This window comes from Ercella succinigenes, from assembly GCF_900002895.1.
The window spans coordinates 116,352-136,212 of record NZ_CDHP01000059.1; the positions used below are offsets into that span (position 1 = coordinate 116,352).

Annotated in this window: 11 protein-coding genes and 1 other annotated feature; of the genes, 10 read left to right on the top strand and 1 reads right to left on the bottom strand. The window is 37.6% G+C overall.

What is annotated here, in order from left to right; all coding sequences use genetic code 11:
- The first annotated feature begins 3 nt into the window (after positions 1-3).
- From AC0KSB_RS12880 to gatB, 6 genes are all read left to right on the top strand, one after another.
- On the top strand, positions 4-519 hold the full coding sequence (locus AC0KSB_RS12880) for an adenine phosphoribosyltransferase (protein ID WP_472309921.1): 516 nt from the start codon (positions 4-6) through the stop codon (positions 517-519).
- 245 nt (positions 520-764) lie between these two features.
- On the top strand, positions 765-9,335 hold the full coding sequence (locus AC0KSB_RS12885; protein ID WP_472309923.1) for a GH36-type glycosyl hydrolase domain-containing protein: 8,571 nt from the start codon (positions 765-767) through the stop codon (positions 9,333-9,335).
- An 87-nt stretch (positions 9,336-9,422) separates the two neighbouring features.
- Positions 9,423-9,690: a binding site (T-box leader), on the top strand.
- Positions 9,691-9,758: 68 nt separating this feature from the next.
- Entirely contained in the window at positions 9,759-11,090 is a 1,332-nt protein-coding gene (gene aspS, locus AC0KSB_RS12890; RefSeq protein ID WP_472309925.1) for an aspartate--tRNA(Asn) ligase, read from the top strand.
- 80 nt (positions 11,091-11,170) lie between these two features.
- Entirely contained in the window at positions 11,171-11,479 is a 309-nt protein-coding gene (gene gatC, locus AC0KSB_RS12895) for an Asp-tRNA(Asn)/Glu-tRNA(Gln) amidotransferase subunit GatC (protein ID WP_472309927.1), read from the top strand.
- A gap of 60 nt (positions 11,480-11,539) precedes the next feature.
- Positions 11,540-13,072, top strand: a complete 1,533-nt coding sequence (gatA, locus tag AC0KSB_RS12900; protein ID WP_472309929.1) for an Asp-tRNA(Asn)/Glu-tRNA(Gln) amidotransferase subunit GatA — start codon at positions 11,540-11,542, stop codon at positions 13,070-13,072.
- Positions 13,069-14,502 (top strand): Asp-tRNA(Asn)/Glu-tRNA(Gln) amidotransferase subunit GatB, encoded by a 1,434-nt coding sequence (gene gatB, locus AC0KSB_RS12905; RefSeq protein WP_472309931.1) that lies wholly within the window; start codon positions 13,069-13,071, stop codon positions 14,500-14,502. The genes gatA and gatB overlap by 4 nt, the downstream gene beginning before the upstream one ends.
- A 16-nt stretch (positions 14,503-14,518) precedes the next feature.
- Here gatB and AC0KSB_RS12910 read toward each other — a convergent pair whose 3' ends face one another.
- Complete coding sequence (locus tag AC0KSB_RS12910; RefSeq protein ID WP_472309933.1) at positions 14,519-15,157, bottom strand: PH domain-containing protein; 639 nt, start codon at positions 15,155-15,157, stop codon at positions 14,519-14,521.
- Between the two features lie 175 nt (positions 15,158-15,332).
- On the opposite strand from AC0KSB_RS12910, the gene AC0KSB_RS12915 reads away from it, so the two are divergent.
- The 4 genes from AC0KSB_RS12915 to lepB all read left to right on the top strand — a co-directional run bounded on the left by AC0KSB_RS12915 (position 15,333) and on the right by lepB (position 19,859).
- On the top strand, positions 15,333-16,085 hold the full coding sequence (locus tag AC0KSB_RS12915; protein ID WP_472309935.1) for a 16S rRNA (uracil(1498)-N(3))-methyltransferase: 753 nt from the start codon (positions 15,333-15,335) through the stop codon (positions 16,083-16,085).
- A gap of 100 nt (positions 16,086-16,185) precedes the next feature.
- Positions 16,186-17,454, top strand: a complete 1,269-nt coding sequence (gene hisS / locus AC0KSB_RS12920) for a histidine--tRNA ligase (protein WP_472309937.1) — start codon at positions 16,186-16,188, stop codon at positions 17,452-17,454.
- A 10-nt stretch (positions 17,455-17,464) separates the two neighbouring features.
- A complete protein-coding gene (gene aspS / locus AC0KSB_RS12925; protein ID WP_472309939.1) occupies positions 17,465-19,282 on the top strand; it encodes an aspartate--tRNA ligase in 1,818 nt (605 codons plus the stop codon).
- The gene (lepB, locus tag AC0KSB_RS12930; RefSeq protein WP_472309941.1) at positions 19,257-19,859 is read left to right on the top strand and encodes a signal peptidase I; all 603 of its coding nucleotides are present in this window, start codon (positions 19,257-19,259) and stop codon (positions 19,857-19,859) included. Before aspS (AC0KSB_RS12925) ends, lepB begins: the two co-directional genes overlap by 26 nt.
- Positions 19,860-19,861 lie beyond the last annotated feature (2 nt).

Below are 19,861 nucleotides of genomic sequence, written 5' to 3' on the forward strand. Positions count from 1 at the left end.
TTCATGGATTTAAATGCTGCACTTAGACATATACCGGATTTTCCTAAAGAGGGCATAGATTTTATTGATATAACGACTGTTCTTAAAGATAAGGATATGTTCCGTGAAACTATAAATCAGATGGCAGAACTTGTCAAAGATCTGGATTTTGACATTATAATCGGTTCTGAATCCAGAGGGTTTATTATGGGAGCGCCTCTGGCATATGCAACAGGCCGTGGTTTTGCACCAGTTCGTAAAAAAGGCAAGCTGCCTTACACTACGGTACAAGCAACTTATAGTCTTGAGTATGGAAGCGATACATTGGAAATGCATACGGATGCGGTTGAACCAGGGCAGAAGGTTCTGGTAGTTGATGATCTTCTGGCTACCGGTGGAACGGCTCTTGCTAACTGTCAGATGGTAGAAGCACTTGGCGGTGAAGTAATTAAGGTTTTGTTTTTTATTGAACTTGAAGCACTTGGCGGAAGAAGTAAGTTGTCAAGGTATGATGTAGAAGCACTTGTAAAAATAAAATAAATCCAGATAATTAAATAATGTCAATAAGCGAAGGGCTATTTTAGTACGAAAGTATTGAATAGTCCTTTTTGTCTGTTATTGGTTTGACAATGATTATACACGGTAATATCATTAAGATATCTGCAGTTTTATTGCATATTTAGAGCAATATACAGCTTAGCTGAATAATTGAATAAAGTATATTAAACACTCGCTTTAACTCTGATCCAAAGCCTTATACAAAGGCAGTGAAAGGTGGACTCAAGATGGTTGACGGTGGGAAGTATATCAATAAATCGGCAGAAGATTTATCTTTGATTATAAAATTATCTCAAAGCCATAATAACTGGCGTCTTGGTATTTCTCAAAATGGCTCTGTGCTCTATAGGGTTGTGCGTCGTAGGCTAAATAGATGTAGACAGCATTTAACAGAAGTTCCACGTGACATTATTTCTCTTATTCCGGCTTCCGTCTGGATATTCGATAATTATCATTTGCTTTATCACCAAATGAAAGATATCAAACCATCATTGCTAGCTCTTAGTGCTCGTAAAGGTCCCAAGGTATCAAATGAAATAGGAAATATTCGTAAAATGCTTAGAATAGAAGCTTTAACAAGAGGAATTGTGAATTTTACGGATGGTAGAGTTGAAGAAGAAAAACTGATTCTTTGTTTAAATGCTTATCAGACACAGCAAAAACTGACGTCAGAAGAATTAAATTTGCTTCCATATTGGATTAGTCTTGTACTTTTAGAGAGATTAACTGAAAAAATAGAGATAATCTTAAAGTGGATTGATTCTAAGCAAAAAGCCGACTGCCTTATGGATGACCTTGAGGAGATAACCGGTTTGGAACCAGAGGTTTTGCTAGATCATTTAGCCGCCAGGAAAAATTATTTTGATCAAAAAAATGAGCTTGTCTGGAAAGCCCATATTATTTATAGAATACGTAAACATAATAATATAAATGACCGGTTGATAAAATGGCTAACAGAATTTGCTGCTGAGGATAATGTCGAATCTGAAAATATTATCAGCAGCATTATTTCTACTGAAGAAGATGTCCAATCAAAAATGGAAAGAGAAGTTTCAGGTCTGATAATGAGCTTGAAAGCCTTAAGTACTCTGGATTGGAGTGTTTTATTTGAAAAAGTCTCCTGTCTTGAGAAAATTCTGTCTCAGGATCCAGCACTTGTTTATTCTAGAATGAATGCTGAAAGCCGCAGCCATTTCAGGCAAAAAGTGATCAGACTGGCAAAAAAGCATAAATTGCATGAATGTCAGGCTGCTCAATTATTGATAGAATTTTCTCGTTTAAAAGATGATGTAAAAGAGGCTCATATCGGCTTTGCTTTATTTGGTCATTTGGAAAAACAGTTTAGAAAATTATTATCAAGTAAAGACAAAGGCAGTTTGATTGATTCATTGAAAAAGGATAATTTTGGAACAACCGAAAAAATTTCAACTCAATATAAGGATTTGGTGAGAAGAAAAAGGGTGCGAGCAATTTTTTATTTTGGTACCATTTTTTTCTTGTTTATTGCATTTACTTTATTATATTTGCTTATATGTGCGGAATCTATCGTAAATCCGTTCCAGCTAACTTTAATAACTGTAATTGGTAGTTTTTTGATTTTAGGAATAGCAATAGAATTTGCAAATTATATTTTTCACCATATTATTAAGCCTAAGCCCATAATAAGTATGGATTATGAAAAAGAAATTCCTGAAAATGCAAAGACTTTTATTGTAATTCCGGTTATATTCAAAAATGAGAAACAAGTGAGCTCTGCTGTAAAATGTCTGGAAAAACATTATTTGGCAAATCCTCAGAAGAATCTTTGTTTTGCGATTTTGGGAGATCTTGCGGATTCTGCTTATCAGAGCTTACCATCAGATGATTTGATTATTGACAGGTTAAAGATTTCCATTGAAATGTTGAATAAACGATATTCCAGTGGAAGCACAAAGTTTTACGGTATAATGCGCAAAAGAACATGGAATAATGTTGAACAATGCTGGATGGGCTGGGAAAGAAAAAGAGGAAAAATAGAGGAATTTAATGCCTGGCTAAGAGGACAAGAAAAAGAAAATTGGCCGGAGGCTGATATCAGTCAGATAGACAAAAAAAGTTTTGAATATGTTATAACCCTTGATCTGGATACAGAATTGGTCAAAAACAGTGCTGCCCATCTGATTGGTATAATGGATCATCCTCTTAACAGGCCAGTTCTTGATAGTAAAAACAAAAAATTAAAAAATGGATATGCGATTATGCAGTCGGCTATGAAAAATCGTCTTGCTTCATTTGGAGATAGTCGCTTTAGCAGGATATTTTCTAATCCTGCCGGTATTGATCCATATTCAACCGTTTCCTCAGACATTTATCAAGATACTTTTAATGAAGGGATATACGTAGGTAAGGGGATTTATAATATTGATGCAATGAGGGTTCTTTTAGAAAATACCTTGCCTGAAAATCACATTTTAAGTCATGATTTGATAGAAAGCTGTTATGCAAAATGTGCTTTTGTAAGTAATGTTCAGCTGATAGACAGATGTCCTTCTCATTTTCTGGCTTATATGCGCAGAGAACACCGCTGGATAAGAGGGGACTGGCAATTAATTCCCTGGATATTAGGATTTAAACCAATCAATCTACTTTCACGCTGGAAAATGTTTGATAATATACGGCGCAGTTTAAATACTCCGCTCAGCGTGATTTTATTGGTTTTACATAGCTGGTTTCAGCCTGAGAGTATATGGATTACACTGCTGCTTGTGCTTTTTCCACTTTTGTGGAGGCAGATTCAGTACTGGCTTACCATTTTATTTCAGAAAATATTAAATCCGGCTGCACATTTGTCTTGGCTTTTTACAATTAAAAAGGGTTTTAGAATTTTACTGCAGGATTTATTTTGTCTAGCAGTTATGCCATACCGGGCATTAAATTCCCTTGATGCGTCGGCACGAGCAATTTTCAGACTTATTATAAGTCATAAAAATCTACTTCAGTGGCAGACTGCTGATTCAACAAGCCAGTCAAAAGACAATAATATTAGTATATACATATTGCATATGATGCCAGTCAGTACGGCTGTTTCTGTAGCAATGATATACCCGTTGTTTAACAATGGATTAAGTCCTTATTTATTAGGAGTATCCTTGCTGCCCGTACTGTGGTTTGTTTCGCCTTTCATAGCCTGGTTAGGTAGCCGACAGGGTTTCCTTGAGCCTAGACAGCAGATTGATTTTAAGGACGAAGAGCTGATTATGGATATCGCCCTCGATACATGGCACTATTTTGCTGAACAGGCTGATCAGAACAGTAATTGGCTTGCACCAGATAACTGGCAATTAAAGCCAGGACCTAAAAAATCAGATAAGACTTCACCTACAAATATCGGCATGCAGCTTCTATCAATCATGGCAGCAAATGATCTTGGATTCATAGGTGTTTCTGATACAATGCAGTATTGTGAAGATGTATTAACAACTATTCAGGAATTACCTAGATATAAAGGTCATCTTTATAATTGGTATAATATAAATACTTTAGAAGTTCTTCATCCAGATTATATTTCTACAGTAGACAGTGGAAATTTCATAGGCTGTCTATTGGCTTTAAGACAAGGACTGAAAGAAATATCGCATAGAAAAATCGTTAATGAACAAATTAGAAGGACATTAGGGCTTCTTCTAAAAAGAAGTTCTTTTGATGAATTATCTGATTTGCTAAGATCTTTTTCGGATGATTATTCTGTTTCAGATACTGATCAATGGCGTAGAATACTTAGAGAAATATTGATACAAATCAGAAAAAAAAGAAAAGCATATAATGAAGAAGATTTTCAAGGTAACATTATGACTTCTGATGAGTGGCTTACTTATCATATTCGAAGCTATCTTGAAGATTGTGAATTGTATTTGATAAAAAATTCAGATATAAGCAATATTTCTCTTAGAGAGTTAGCATCTGCTGACAATAAAGAGGCTAGAGAAACAATTGCCAGAATAGATAAAATGATAATTCAGATTGATATTTTAGTTAATGAAATGAAATTTGATTGGTTATATGACTTTCGAAGAAATTTGTTTCATATAGGTTTTCATGTTTCTTCGGGGACTTTGGATGCAGGTTATTATGATTTGCTTGCTTCAGAAGCCAGACTTGCCAGTTTTTTGGCAATAGCTAAAAATGACATTCCTTCAAAGCACTGGTTTAGACTTGGCAGACCTCTTACTATGATTAGGGGAATGCCTTCGCTTGTATCCTGGAGTGGCAGCCTGTTTGAATATCTTTTGCCTGATCTTCTTATTCATTCCAGTCCTGATTCCATAACCGGTATTAGTTCTGTTGCTGCAGTCAGACAACAAATAAGATATGCAATGAGTCAGAAAATACCTTGGGGTATTTCTGAATCGCAGTATTACAAATTTGATCATGATGAGAATTATCAGTATAGAGCTTTTGGCGTAAATAAGTTAAGATTGCAATCCTACAGACAACCGGCTCGTGTTGTCGCCCCTTATGCTACACTTCTTGCACTATCTTTTGAGCCATTACAAGCGGTTATTAATTTGCGTAAGTTGATAAGACTTGGTATGCGTGGCGTATACGGCTTGTTTGAAGCTGTTGATTTTACCTCTGTACAAAGATCATATGAAAGTGTTTTGGCCGATAATAACAAAAATGAATACACACAAAGAACAGATAAACCATCTGTAGTAGAAAGTTTTATGGCACATCATCTGGGGATGAGCTTAGTTTCGATTGATAATTTTTTTAATGGGCAAGTTATGCAAAAGCGCTTTCATAGTTCAGCATTAGTTTCTTCCGCAGAATGTCTCCTTGAAGAAACCCTTACCGGCAATCTTATTGCAAAACTAGGACATCATTATTCATTAAATGCTTTTGATGAAAATCTAAATGATGAAGAAATAACCCCAAGAGCGGCTAAATTCTCTATGAAACCGGATTATCATATATTGGCGAATTCCAGATACAAGGTATTAATCGATGCAAATGGAGAAGGCTTCAGTCAATATGATGATATTAGAATAAATCGTTGGTCTTTTGACAGAACAGGCAATCGCCAAGGTCAGTTTATTTATCTTAAGGATTTGGATAATGATAAAGTATGGAGCTGTACAGCAGAACCACTGATTACAGATCTTAATGACTATAAAGTTTTGTTTTCTATAAATAAAGCTGAATTTTCAAGGGTTTATAATGATATTATGTCAACCATGGAAATAGTCGTTGCACCGCAGGATTCTTGTGAAGTGCGAAGAGTAAATATTAATAATCATAGTTCATCAACAAAAAGATTGGAAATCACAAGCTATCTGGAACCGGTTATTACGACTGCTGCTGCTGACCAGGCACATCCTGCTTATAGTAAACTTTTCACAGAAACAGAATATGTTAATGATAGATCCCTTTTAATCTGCAAAAGGCGTAGTTCATCATCTGATTCAACAAATTATGTTTTCCATCAAATGATTACACATTTTAAAACAATATCTTCTACAGAATATGAGATAGACAGAAATAGTTTTATTGGACGGGAATACTCTTTGATTAATCCTTTGGTTATGCAAGCTGAGCATAGACTTGAAAGCAGACAAGGTTTTTCCCCAGATCCTGTTTTGTCGCTTAGAACTAATTTTGTTCTTGCTCCCGGCCAGTCTATAACTGTGTCCTTTATTACAGGATATGCGGATGCCAGATCAAAAATAATGAAAATGAGTTATTTGATGAAAGGAAATCAGAGTATTTCAGAAATTTTTTCACAGTCATTAAATCATGCTCGGCTAAAGTTGAAATATTTAGGCATAAACAGTCGTGATTATAATAAATTAATTAAACTTTTATCTTTGGTCTATGACCCACGTCAGTCTATAAGAGGTTCCAAAGAGATTTTGTCTGCAAATAAATTAGGACAGCAGGATTTATGGCGTTTTGGTATTTCCGGTGATCGGCCCATAATGCTTGTTTGTTTGTCTCAAAGCAGGGAATTATCTTTACTGGAATATGCTGTTGATGTATACGAATTGTTTATGGCTAATCTGGTAGACATAGACTTTGTAATAGTCAATGAAGAAAAAAGTGGTTACAGGCAAGAGCTTGATTCACAAATTCATGACCGGATTGCTCACTTAAAACTTGTTGTTAAACCAGGAATGAAGAACTCTCTTTTTGTCATTAACTCTAATCAAATTTCATCTGAGGAAAAAACTTTATTGTTAAGCTTTTGCTGTATAAATTTTAATGTTTTAATGGAAAGCAGCAAAAACAAATCAAAAGCTATCGCCAAGCATGATTCAGATAAAGAATTAAACTATAAAGTCAACAATCAAAATAGTACTGGAAAACAAAATATGCCGATGATTGGTGAACAAATCAGAAAAAGAAATGAAAAATATGCTGCCAAACTTTTCTGGAATGGTTTTGGTTATTTTTCTGAAGATGGGAAAATTTATCAGATTATGCTTGATCAGGGAATCAGCACACCTAGACCATGGTCTAATGTTGTTTCAAATAACTGTTTTGGATTTCATATTACTGAAAATGGAGCCGGTTATACTTGGGCTGATAATAGCCAGGCCAACAAACTTACTGTCTGGTCAAATGATCCTGTTATTAACGGACATAGCGAATGTATTTGGATTAAAGACAAGAAAAGCGGCTTTATATCTTCGCCTTTTAGAATATATCCTGAAAGCGAAGGTGAATATACTATTCAGCATGGTTTTGGTTATAGTTCTTTTGAAAATACTGCTGATAATGTAAAACAAAATCTAACGGTTACGATTGATTGCGAAAAAGCAATAAAGTTGTGGAAATTAAATATAAAGAATCTCAGTCATAATAAAAGATCATTTTCGGCAGTGTTATATGTTTCATGGGTTTTGGGTGAAAATCGGAATAAAACGCTTCCTTATATTGATGTAGAGTACGATTCAGAAAACACTATTCTTATGGCGACCAACCGCTATAAAAGAAGTGAAGAACAAAAAACAGCCTTTTTATTTTCTGGAAATCCTATTGCTAGCTGGACTTCGGATCAGAGTCATTTTCTAGGTTATCAGCGCAATTTGGTATTTCCCCATGAACTATACGATGAAAAACTATCTCAGAGAGATGGTTCTGGTAAATCTCCTTGCGGTGCAATTCAAATTGATATTGATCTTGATGCAGATGAAACAAAAGAAATACTTTTCGGACTTGGATATGCATCTGACAAAGCACAAGCGGCTGATTTAAAGGAAAATCATAAATCACTTCGTTATTATAATAAAAATTTTGAAAAAATGACTCATTTATGGCAGCAAAAGCTTGGTAAAATCCAGTTAACCAGTCAGGACAAAACTTTGGATACTCTTTTCAATGGCTGGCTTTTGTATCAGGTGATTTGTTGTAGGATTAAAAGCCGTGCGGCTTTCTATCAATGTGGCGGGGCCTATGGATTTAGAGATCAGCTGCAGGATTGTCTGGCACTATTAAATACTGATCCTGATTTTGTCAGGCAACATATTATTAAATGTGCTTCCAGGCAGTTCAGAGAAGGGGATGTTCAGCACTGGTGGCATGATGATACAGGGGTAGGAGTAAGAACAAGGATTTCTGATGATCTTCTTTGGCTGCCATACGTTTTATGCAGTTATGTAGAACATACCGGAGATCACACTATACTTGATGAGCAGGTTTCCTGGCTTGAAGGGCCGATGTTAAATCCAGATGAACATGATCGTGCCTTCATACCTTCTGCCAGTACAGATAAAGCCAGCATATATGAACATGCCATTGCCGCAATAAGTCAATCATTGTGGACAGGTTCGCATGGACTGCCTCTTATAGGTGGAGGAGACTGGAATGACGGCATGAATATGGTAGGGGTCAAAGGTAAAGGAGAGAGCGTATGGCTTGGTTGGTTTTTATTAACTGTAATGGAAAAATTTGCCTATCTTTGCCAACTAAAAAATGATGATTCTTTTGCTGAAGTTTTGCATAACAGTATGGAACAAATCTCTGAGAATATAGAAAAAAACGCATGGGATGGACAATGGTATCTAAGAGGTTGGTTTGATAATGGCGATCCTTTGGGGTCAAAGCGGAATCTTGAATGCAGGATTGACAGTCTCAGTCAGTCCTGGGCTGTAATTTCAGGAAAAGCAGATCCAGAAAGAGTAGAAACCGCCCTAGACAGCGCAGATCGATATCTGGTTAAAGATAATAGTGGTGTTATTCTACTACTAAACCCTCCCTTTGACGGACTTGGTTCTAACCCTGGTTATATAAGCAACTATATTCCCGGAGTACGAGAGAATGGTGGACAGTATACACATGCTGCTGTATGGCTGGCAATTGCTTATGCTAAAGCCGGCAAGAAAGAACAGGCATCCCATCTGATCAACATGTTGAATCCTATAAATCATACTGCAACACAGGCGGAGGCTGCTATTTTCCAGACAGAACCATATGTTTTACCTGCAGATGTATATTATGGTGATCCATATACCGGCAGAGGTGGCTGGAGCTGGTATACAGGTTCTGCTTCATGGTATTACAGAGCAATTTTAAATTATCTTATAGGGATCAATTTTGAAAAGGATATACTCAAAATTGATCCGGTTTTGCCTGATGCTATTTTGCCTCTAACATTAAATTACAAATATAAATCTTCGCAATACCAAATCAGTATGAAAAAAACATCTCTTAAACATCCAAAAGCAAAAGGTCTCTGGCTAGATCAAGTTCTGCAAACAAATAATGAAATAAAACTTGAAGATGATGGCAAATTACATAAATTAATTGTCTATATTGAGTAAAAAAATGCTTCAAATGCAAGATTATTGGATTGTGGTTGCAAAAAATGTTGACAAAGTCTATTGAATAGACTTATAATTTTCAATAAGAAAAAGGCGATGACGGAGAGAGTACATTATTATTATTTCTGACAGGGAATTGATGTCGTAGATTGAAAGCATCAATCAGAAATGAATAATGGAAGAACACTCCCGAGCTTCTGTTTTGAAATGCTCTTTCGATGATACATGCAAGGAAGCAGAGTAGATACAGACGGTGTACCCGTTATGTGCAATGAGCGGATGCGCGTATCATCAAAGGAGATGGACACACATCAATTAGGGTGGTACCGCGGGTTTTTATATTCCCGTCCCGGAATTTTTATTCCGGGGCGTTTTTTGTGTTTCAGGAAGATTTATCAAATTAATAAAAAGGGGGACAAAAAAATGGATTATCAAACAGGTTGTCTTACTACAGAAATTTGTCAAAAAGCTGATTGGGCTAAGGCATGTAATAGTGGAGAAACAGTTGTTTTTCAAGGAATGGTGCACAGCCACCGAAATATGGGGGAAATTTCTTTTATTAATTTGCGGTTAAGAGATTCTATTTTGCAATGTGTTATTGACAGTGAATGTACTATTTCCGGAGCTGATCAAATCAGAGATGAGCAGGCAGTAAAAATAAGTGGTGTGCTTAAGGATGAGAAGCGGGCACCGGGAGGTTATGAGTGCCATGTGAAAACTGTTGAGATAATAGCTTCGCCCGATAGTCCAAGACCGGTACATCTAGGTAAAAGAATAAGCAATATGTCGCTTGAGGCGGATTTGTCAATTCGCCCTATTACTTTGAGGCATCAGCACCATCGTTCTTTGTTCCGTTTGCAGGAAGGGATTTGTCGTGGTTTTAGAGACTATCTGCAACAACAAGGGTTTACTGAAATTCATTCGCCTAAAATTGTTGCAGCAGGAGCAGAAGGTGGTTCAAATATTTTCAGATTGGACTATTTCGGACGCAAAGCATTTTTAACACAAAGCCCTCAGTTTTATAAGCAAATGATGGTAGGTGTTTTTGAGCGTGTTTTTGAGGTCGGACCTGTTTTCAGAGCTGAAAAGCATAGTACTGCAAGGCATCTTAATGAATATACAAGTCTTGATTTTGAACTTGGGTTCATTGAATCATTTGAAGATATAATGGCGGTTGAAACTGCTATGCTGCAATATATGTTAAATCTGCTGAAAACTGAATATAGTTACGAGCTTGATCAACTTAAAGTAGAATTACCATCTGCTGACAAGATTCCTCAGATTAGATTTGATCAGGCAAAACAACTGGTTTCTGAAAAGTATGGACGTAGAATCAAAAATCCTTTCGATCTAGAGCCAGAGGAGGAAAGGCTGATAGGGGAAATGTTTAAACAGGATTATAACAGCGATTTTGTTTTTGTTACACATTATCCTAGTAAAAAAAGACCTTTTTATGCTATGGATGATCCTGAAGATGCAAGGTATACACTTAGTTTTGATCTTTTGTTTAATGGTCTTGAAATAACAACCGGAGGTCAGAGAATTCACAATTACGATGAACAGGTTGCTAAAATGGTCAGTAAGGATATGAATCCTGAAGATTTTACGGATTATCTGATGATCCATAAGTATGGAATGCCTCCGCATGGTGGTCTGGGAATAGGTCTGGAAAGGCTTTTGATGATGCTTACAGGGCAAAATAATATCAGGCATACAGTTCTTTTCCCCAGAGATCAAAGCAGGTTGGAACCATAAAAAGAAAAAAGGGCATTTACAGTCAAATATTAGTAAAATATAAATAATATTTGGAAAGAGAAAGTAAATAAGGTGATTATATGGAAAAGTCAGACAAAAATATTCAAATCACGACCGAAATGGTTGAGAGAGTTGCCGGTCTGGCAAGGCTTGAACTTACCGGCAAAGATTTGGGAATGGCAGAGGAATATCTTGGACAGGTCATTGATCATTTTAACCAGCTCTCTGCAATTGATACAAGTGAAGTTGAACCTGCATGTCATCCGCATGATCTGGAAAATCAATTACGTGATGATGTTTTTTCGACTTGCCTTTCGCAGGAAGAAATTACAAAACTTACGGCTGTCAGCAAGGATGGTTGCTTGATGGTTCCGCGAACAGTTGATTAATAGAATTGTCAGATATTAATTGTAAAAATAGATACAGAATTAATTAGGGAGTAGTAAATTATGGACTGGATTAAATACAGTGCCGGTAAGATCGGCTTGATGATGGCTGAAAAAAAGTTATCATCTGTCGAGTTAACAAAATATATTCTCGATAGAATTTCAGAAACAGACAGTGAATATGGTGCTTATATTACTGTCAGTAACCAGTATGCTATTGAGCAGGCAGAGAAGGCAGATAAAAATATTGCTGCAGGACAATCATCTAGTTTGCTTGCAGGAGTGCCTATGGCTGTTAAGGATAACATTTGTACTGCAGGTATAAAAACAACGTGTGCGTCCAGGATGCTGTCTGATTTTATTCCTCCATATAGTGCAACTGCTGTGAAAAGACTTGAAAAGGCTGGTTCTGTTATTCTCGGCAAAACAAATATGGATGAATTTGCTATGGGCAGCACAACCGAAACATCATTTTTCAAAGTTACACGTAATCCCTGGAACTTAAATCATGTGCCTGGTGGTTCCAGTGGCGGTTCAGCAGTAGCTGTGGCTTCCGGAGAAGCGTTTTTTGCATTGGGTTCAGATACTGGCGGATCTATCAGACAGCCTTGCAGTTATTGTGGACTTACGGGTCTTAAACCAAGTTATGGACTTGTGTCGCGTTATGGTTTGATTGCATATGCATCGTCTCTTGACCAAATTGGCCCGGTTGCTTCTGACGCTGCAGACTGCAGTTTGATTTTTTCACATATAACAGGAAATGATAAATATGACAGTACATCAATTCCAGATAATAAATTAGATATAAAGTCAAAAATGTCTGAATTGACAGAGGATATTCGTGCACTGCTAAAAGATGGTAATTCAGAAAAGTTCAGCTTGAAAAATATAAAAATAGCGATTCCTAAAATTTTTCTTACCCATCAGCTGCAACCTGAAGTAAAAAAAGTTTTTGATCAAACAATAGATTCGCTTGAAAAGGCGGGAGCAGTATGTGAATATTGCGAATTGCCCTTATTAGATGAAAGCATCCCTGCCTACTATATTATAGCAACAGCCGAGGCGAGTGCTAATTTATCAAGATATGACGGAATACAGTACGGACATCGTACAGATAGAAAAGATTTTTCTGATCTAAAGGATTTTTATAGTTACAATCGTACAGAAGGTTTTGGCTCTGAAGTTCGTCAGAGGATAATGCTTGGCACATTTGCTTTGAGCAGCGGCTATTACGATGCATATTATCTTAAAGCGCAAAAAATACGAAAACTGATACAAAAATACTATAAAGAATTGCTGGATCAATATGACTTTATTTTAGGTCCGGTTGCTCCTACAACTGCGCCGGAAATAGGTGCCAGTTTGAAAGATCCTCTTGCAATGTATCTTAGTGATGTTTTTACCGTAGGAGCGAACCTTACAGGCTTACCAGCACTATCCTTTCCTTGTGGCTATGATGATAAGGGACTGCCTATTGGATTGCAGCTTACATCTGCTCCGTTTAAGGATCCTGAACTCTTGAGAGCTGTTATATCATGGCAGCAGATTACCGATTTCCATACACAAAAACCAGAAGATAGGAGGTCAGCAAAATGACTTTTGAAACAGTTATAGGCTTAGAAGTGCATGTTGAACTAAATACAGCCAGCAAGATTTTTTGCAGTTGTCCTGTCTCTTATGGGCAAAAGCCTAATACTCATTGCTGTCCTGTTTGTATAGGTCTTCCCGGGGCTTTACCCGTTTTAAATCAGCAGGTTGTTGAATATGCAATGAGAACCTGCCTGGCAACAAATTGTAATATAAGCCAATTAACCCGCTTTGACAGGAAAAATTATTTTTATCCTGATTTGCCAAAAGCTTATCAGATATCACAGCTTTACAGACCTATAGGGCGAGACGGTTATTTAGAGATAGATTCAGATAGTGGTAAAAAGAAAGTCAGAATACATGAGCTGCATATGGAAGAGGATGCCGGCAAATTGATCCATGATCCTTGGGAAGACTGTACCTTGGTTGATTATAATCGATGTGGAGTTCCTTTGCTGGAAATAGTAAGTGAGCCTGACATGAGATCTGCTTCTGAAGCTCTTGCATATATAGAGAAACTGCGTAGTGTTCTACAATTTATAGGTGTATCGGATTGTAAAATGCAGGAAGGCTCTTTGCGGGCAGATGTCAATGTTTCTGTACGGCCTGTTGGCAGTGAAGAATTCGGAACAAGAACAGAAATGAAAAACATGAATTCTTTTAAGGCAATAGGGCGGGCGATCGAAAAAGAAAGCCTAAGACAGATCGAATTGATTATGGAAGGTGGAACAGTAACTCAAGAGACAAGGCGCTGGGATGAAAACAAGGATGCCAGTTTTGCAATGCGGTCAAAAGAAGATGCGCATGATTACAGGTATTTCCCAGATCCAGATTTGACGCCGGTAAGAATAAGTACCGAGTGGATAAAACAAGTTGAAGCTGTTCTGCCGGAGCTTGCAGAATCCAAACGTGCCCGATACAAAAAAGATTGGGAACTTAGTGATTATGAGGCTGATGTAATAACAAGCCATCCTGCTTTAGCTGCACTTTTTGAAAAGACTGCCGAAGAATCTAAAAGACCCAAAGAAACTGCTAGCTGGATTATGGGTGAACTGTTGCAGATCAGCAAAGATAAAAACTGTGAAGCCGGTGAGCTGGAACTTGCTCCAGCTGATCTGGCGCGAATAGTGGTTCTGGTCTGTGAAGGTATCGTAAACAGAATGACCGCCAGAAAAGTTCTCCTAGCGGTCATAGATGATAAAGTGAATCCCGATCAGTATGTTGAGCAAAATCAGTTATCCATGGTAAGTAATGAAAATGAACTGACCAAAACAGTAAAAAAAGTTATCGAGAATAATCCCCAGTCGGTTGCTGATTATCAGGCCGGTAAAACAAAAGCTGCAGGCTTTCTTGTTGGTCAGTGCATGAAAGCTCTGAAAGGTAAAGCCGATCCACAGATGCTTAACCAGCTTGTTAATGAACAGCTGCAGAAAAAATAAAACATTTACCAGAAAATCAGCCTGGCAGACCATCCCCGTTTAGATCAGGCATATCAAGCATGCCGCTTTCACCTGCAACACCAAATAATTCACGGCCGGTGATTCGGCGCTTGTCTCTTTCTTGTTCGACCAGATTGCTAAGATATCTTCTTAGCTTTTCTGGATGTTTGATGTTCTTCAATGTAAAAGTGCTGTGCGATTTGTCGGCTGTAAATAAAATGATGGTTCCTACACGGAATATTTTCTGCCAAAGTGTCTGGGTCATCTTTAGGTCAAGAATTCTATACAAAAGCGTTTCATTGGTAGTAGTGTTGAAAAAGCCAACTCTGCTGGTGAATCTGCTTTCGTCAACTTCGTATCTGGTAAAAGAAAGCGGCATACCCATAAATCGTTTGCGGTCTTTCCACAAGATTTTAGCTTCTTCTGTTTCCAGAAAAGTTTTTCTTTTTTTCTTGCCTTGCTCATTTTTGCCATTTGGCTGTGAAGAGTACTGATTCTGACTTTGTGGTTCTGCTTCTTTTTGCTCTGGAATATCGGAAGTGTTGGTTGCATTATTGGTCATGTTGTCCTGATTTCCAGAGATATTGTTAACAGGAGGCCTATCAGCTGTGCCGTCAGAAAAATTCTCGTTTAGATTATTTTGATTATCTGTCATATTTTGTGCGGCAGATCAGGCAAATATATAAGATCTGCCTTCCTCCTTTCAATGTTCTTAATCATTATAATACATATATAATATTTTTGTATTATGCTTTGCAGATAATAGTGTATATTAGAAAAGAAAATACCTTTTCAAAAGAAAAAGTTAAATTTATGCAGGTGATATTAATATGCCCAGATTTTTTGTTGAAAAATGCTTGTCCGATCAAGATCAGGAAATTGTACTCATAAATGAAGATGCACATCATATTATTGATGTTCTCAGATTGAAAGTTAACGATAGAATAACTATCTGTGATGGTGCAGGAACTGATGCTGAGACAATCATAAAAAAAATGTCTGAGCAGTCTGTTTATCTTGAGATTATTGCAAAAACAGTTAATAAAACTGAATCCCGTTGGCAGTTTACACTTTTTCAGGGGCTGCCCAAGGGTGATAAGATGGATTACATTATTCAAAAGTCGGTTGAATTAGGCATAAGACAAATTGTACCGGTTCAGTGCAGCAGGAGTGTTGCCAAAATAAAAAGCAATGCTGTTGAAAAAAAAGTGCAAAGATGGAACAGAATAGCTTTAGAAGCTGCAAAGCAAAGCGGCAGAGGCTTTATTCCCAAGGTTTTTTTGCCTATATCATTTGCTGAAGCGTTAGAACAACTTTTAGAATTTGATATAGCTTTTATGCCGTGGGAAAATGAAAGGTCACTTTCATTAAAAAAATACCTATCAGAGTTGGATAATTCTTTACAATATAAATTTACCGGTGGATTTATTATAGGCCCTGAAGGAGGATTTTCTAATCAAGAAGCTGAACTGGCATTTTCCCGGGGAATTACTCCTGTCACTTTAGGTCCCAGAATTCTTAGAACAGAGACTGCAGCCGTGGCAGTATTATCAATGCTGGGCTATCAGTATGATCAGATTTGATGTATAATAATTCGACTGTTTAATTTGTAAAATGGTACAATAAACTGGAACAATGAAGGGAGGCAGGCGCACTCATATTAAGCATAAGCGCCGAATAATAATGACAAAACTAGGTGCACCAAAAGGCACAAGAGATATTTTGCCTCAGGAGATTTCTGCATGGCAGCATGCGGAGCGTGTTTTTGCAGATATATGCAGCCGTTATGGTTATCAGGAAATAAGAATCCCTACTTTTGAGCAGACCGAACTTTTTCAAAGAGGGGTAGGAGATACTACGGATGTTGTACAAAAAGAGATGTATACCTTTACCGACAAGGCAGGCAGAAGCATGTCTCTTAGACCAGAAGGTACCGCCGGTGTGGTTAGGAGCTATCTTGAAAACGGTATGTCATCATGGCCTTCTCCAGTTAGATTGTTTTATAATATAACTGCATTTCGTTATGAAAAAATGCAAAAAGGAAGATTCAGAGAATTTCATCAATTTGGTTGTGAGGTTTTCGGAGCAAAAGGACCCGTTGTTGATGCGGAAATAGTGAGTTTGCTTGACTTGTTTTTTCGCGAAATGGGTTTATCGGAAACAAGTCTTCATATAAATAGTATTGGTTGTCCTGTTTGCCGAACTGAATATAATATAAAGCTGAAAAAATATCTTGAACCGAAACTATCTGCTCTATGCACTACCTGCCAGAACAGATACGAAAAGAATCCTTTACGAATAATTGACTGTAAAGAGCCGGGCTGTCAGCCTCTGGTAAAGAATGCCCCGGCTCTGCTTGATAATTTGTGCACAGAGTGTCAGGATCATTTTGATAGCTTTTGTGCACATTTGGATGAACTGGAATTAAAATATACGGTAGATAAAAATATTGTTAGAGGTCTTGATTATTATACGCGTACGGTTTTTGAATTTGTGTCTGAACATGTGGGCACACAAGGTACGATCTGTGGTGGCGGCAGATATGATGGTCTTGTTGAGGAAGTTGGAGGACAGCCGACTCCGGGTATTGGTTTTGCTCTTGGTGTAGAAAGACTGATGCTGGAATTGCAGCAGCAAAATGCAATAATGATTGAGGCCTTAAAACCAGTTATATATATAGCTGCATTGGGTTCTGCTGCTTCATATGTGCGTAAGATTTCTCTCAAATGGAGGAATAAAGGTCTTAGAGTAGACAGTGATCTGATGGGTCGCAGTTTGAAGGCTCAGATGAAATATGCCGGTAAACAGGGAATACGCTTTACAGCTGTAATTGGTGATGATGAAATAGAAAATGGACGTCTGCGTATTAAAGATATGAATAAACATTCAGAAACGGAAATGTCTTTTGAAGAGGCTATATCTTTTTTATTAGAAAAGCAAAAAGAAGGATGAGGGATATTATATGGCAGAATCAATGCAGGGACTAAAGAGAACATGCAGGTGTGCTGAGATAAATGACAGCATGCTTGGTCAGAATATTACTTTGATGGGTTGGTGTCATAAGCAGAGAGATCTGGGTGGATTGGTTTTTATTACACTTCGTGACAGAAGCGGAGAAATACAGCTTTTAATTGATGAGAGCTGTTCTCAGGAGATTCAGGATAAGGCTGCGGCCATTCGTAGTGAATATGTTGTTGCTGCTGCTGGAACTCTTAGGCTTCGTGAAGCGGCAAATTCGGAGATGAAAACCGGACATGTAGAGTTGCTTGTTTCGGAGCTTAGAATTTTGAGTGAATCTATGACTCCTCCTTTTTATATTGAAGAAGATATAGATACAAAAGAGGCTCTTAGATTAAAGTATAGATATCTTGATCTTCGTCGTCCCGATATGCAAAGCAAAATGATATTGCGCCATAAAATAACCAAGCTGGCAAGAGATTATTTCGATCAGACAGGTTTTCTTGAAATTGAAACTCCTATGCTGATTAAGAGCACGCCGGAAGGTGCACGTGACTATCTTGTGCCTAGTAGAGTTTTCCCCGGTCGTTTTTTTGCTTTGCCACAATCGCCGCAGTTGTATAAACAATTACTTATGTTGTCTGGGTATGACAGATATATGCAGATTGCCCGCTGTTTCAGGGATGAAGACTTAAGAGCCGACCGTCAGCCTGAATTTACACAGATAGACCTGGAAATGGCATTTGCAGACATGGAAGATGTAATTTCTGTAAATGAAGGTTTTATGCAAAAGTTGTTCAAAGACATTATGAATATAGACATCAGTCTTCCCTTGCCAAGAATGAGCTATGATGAAGCGATGAACAGATATGGGTCTGATAAACCTGACCTGAGAATAGGTATGGAATTAGTAGATGTTTCTGATCTTGTAGCAGAAAATCCATTCAAAGTTTTTTCAGGAGCGATTGCGGACGGCGGTAGCGTTAGGTTGATTGCTGTTCCTGGTGGTTCTGCTTTGAGCCGCAAGGAAATTGATTCTTTGGGTGAATTTGTAAAAACTTATAGAGCCAAGAGCTTGGCTTGGATTACTGTCGAAGAAAAACCAAGAGGATCAATTGTAAAATTTGTTGATCCTGATTTGATGCAGAAAATGGCACAAAGAGCAGGTGCTCTGGCTGGTGATCTTCTTTTGATAGTTGCTGATAAGAACAAAGTTGTATATGATTCATTAGGCCAGTTGCGTTGCGAGATAGCTAAAAGAATGAACATGTATAACCCTGATGATTACAAGCTTCTATGGGTTACTGATTTTCCTTTGCTTGAAAAAGACGAGGAAGCAGACAGGTATGTTGCTATGCACCATCCTTTTACCAGTCCTAGAGATGAAGATATGGATTTGATTGACAGTGATCCTTCAAAAGTACGTGCAAAAGCTTATGACATTATATTGAACGGAACAGAATTAGGTGGCGGCAGTATTCGTATTCATGACCAGGAATTGCAGCAAAAGATGTTTGCTTTATTAGGATTTAGTCAGGAGCAGGCATGGAGCAGATTTGGCTATTTGCTGGAAGCTTTCAAGTTTGGCGTTCCTCCGCATGGCGGTCTTGCTTTTGGTCTGGATAGGCTTGTAATGCTATTGACAGGAAGTGATAGCATAAGAGATGTTATTGCATTCCCTAAAGTTCAGAATTCTTCTTGCCTGATGACAGAGGCGCCTGGTGATATTGATCAGCAGCAGCTGGAAGAACTTGGTCTTATTTTGTCTCCGGCAAAGACTGAAACGGAAGGAAAAGATGATAATGCGCAAGGGACATGCTGAAGATCTGATTCTGGATTCTATCAGTGAAGAAAAAAGAGAAGTAGATCCATTGATGGAATTTCTCGATTGGCTAAAGTATATTTTGATTGCCGTACTGGTAGGCCTTTTTCTGGTTGTTTTTGTTGTTCAGAGAAATGCCGTAGTAGGCGATTCCATGCTGCCTAATTTGCATGATCAGGATCAGCTTTTGGTAGAGAAAGTCGGAAAATTTTTTGGTGGCATAGATTATGGAGATATTGTAACAGTAAACACGCAAAATCTTTCCGGTCACGATGCCGGTCCGAATATAATTAAGCGAATAGTAGGTATGCCAGGGGATACGATTGAATTCAGAGATGGTAATGTATACAGAAATGGGCAGATTTTAGAAGAAAACTATCTGCCTCAAGGAACAATAACCACTGTTAGGAGTGAAGAATACGAATATGTAGAACTTGGTGATGACGAGTATTTTGTGCTTGGAGATAATCGCAGTATAAGTAAAGATAGTAGAAGCATAGGACCGATTCCGTCTAAAAACATTATCGGTGAGGTTCTCGTCAGATTCTATCCGTTCGAATATTTTGGAAGACCATAGAT

Bases quoted from the DNA above. Each gene is read 5' to 3' on its own strand.
- AC0KSB_RS12880 (WP_472309921.1), top strand. From the start codon at position 4: ATGGATTTAAATGCTGCACTTAGACATATACCGGATTTTCCTAAAGAG.
- AC0KSB_RS12885 (WP_472309923.1), top strand. From the start codon at position 765: ATGGTTGACGGTGGGAAGTATATCAATAAATCGGCAGAAGATTTATCT.
- aspS (WP_472309925.1), top strand. From the start codon at position 9,759: ATGGATTATCAAACAGGTTGTCTTACTACAGAAATTTGTCAAAAAGCT.
- gatC (WP_472309927.1), top strand. From the start codon at position 11,171: ATGGAAAAGTCAGACAAAAATATTCAAATCACGACCGAAATGGTTGAG.
- gatA (WP_472309929.1), top strand. From the start codon at position 11,540: ATGGACTGGATTAAATACAGTGCCGGTAAGATCGGCTTGATGATGGCT.
- gatB (WP_472309931.1), top strand. From the start codon at position 13,069: ATGACTTTTGAAACAGTTATAGGCTTAGAAGTGCATGTTGAACTAAAT.
- AC0KSB_RS12910 (WP_472309933.1), bottom strand. From the start codon at position 15,157: ATGACAGATAATCAAAATAATCTAAACGAGAATTTTTCTGACGGCACA.
- AC0KSB_RS12915 (WP_472309935.1), top strand. From the start codon at position 15,333: ATGCCCAGATTTTTTGTTGAAAAATGCTTGTCCGATCAAGATCAGGAA.
- hisS (WP_472309937.1), top strand. From the start codon at position 16,186: ATGACAAAACTAGGTGCACCAAAAGGCACAAGAGATATTTTGCCTCAG.
- aspS (WP_472309939.1), top strand. From the start codon at position 17,465: ATGGCAGAATCAATGCAGGGACTAAAGAGAACATGCAGGTGTGCTGAG.
- lepB (WP_472309941.1), top strand. From the start codon at position 19,257: ATGATAATGCGCAAGGGACATGCTGAAGATCTGATTCTGGATTCTATC.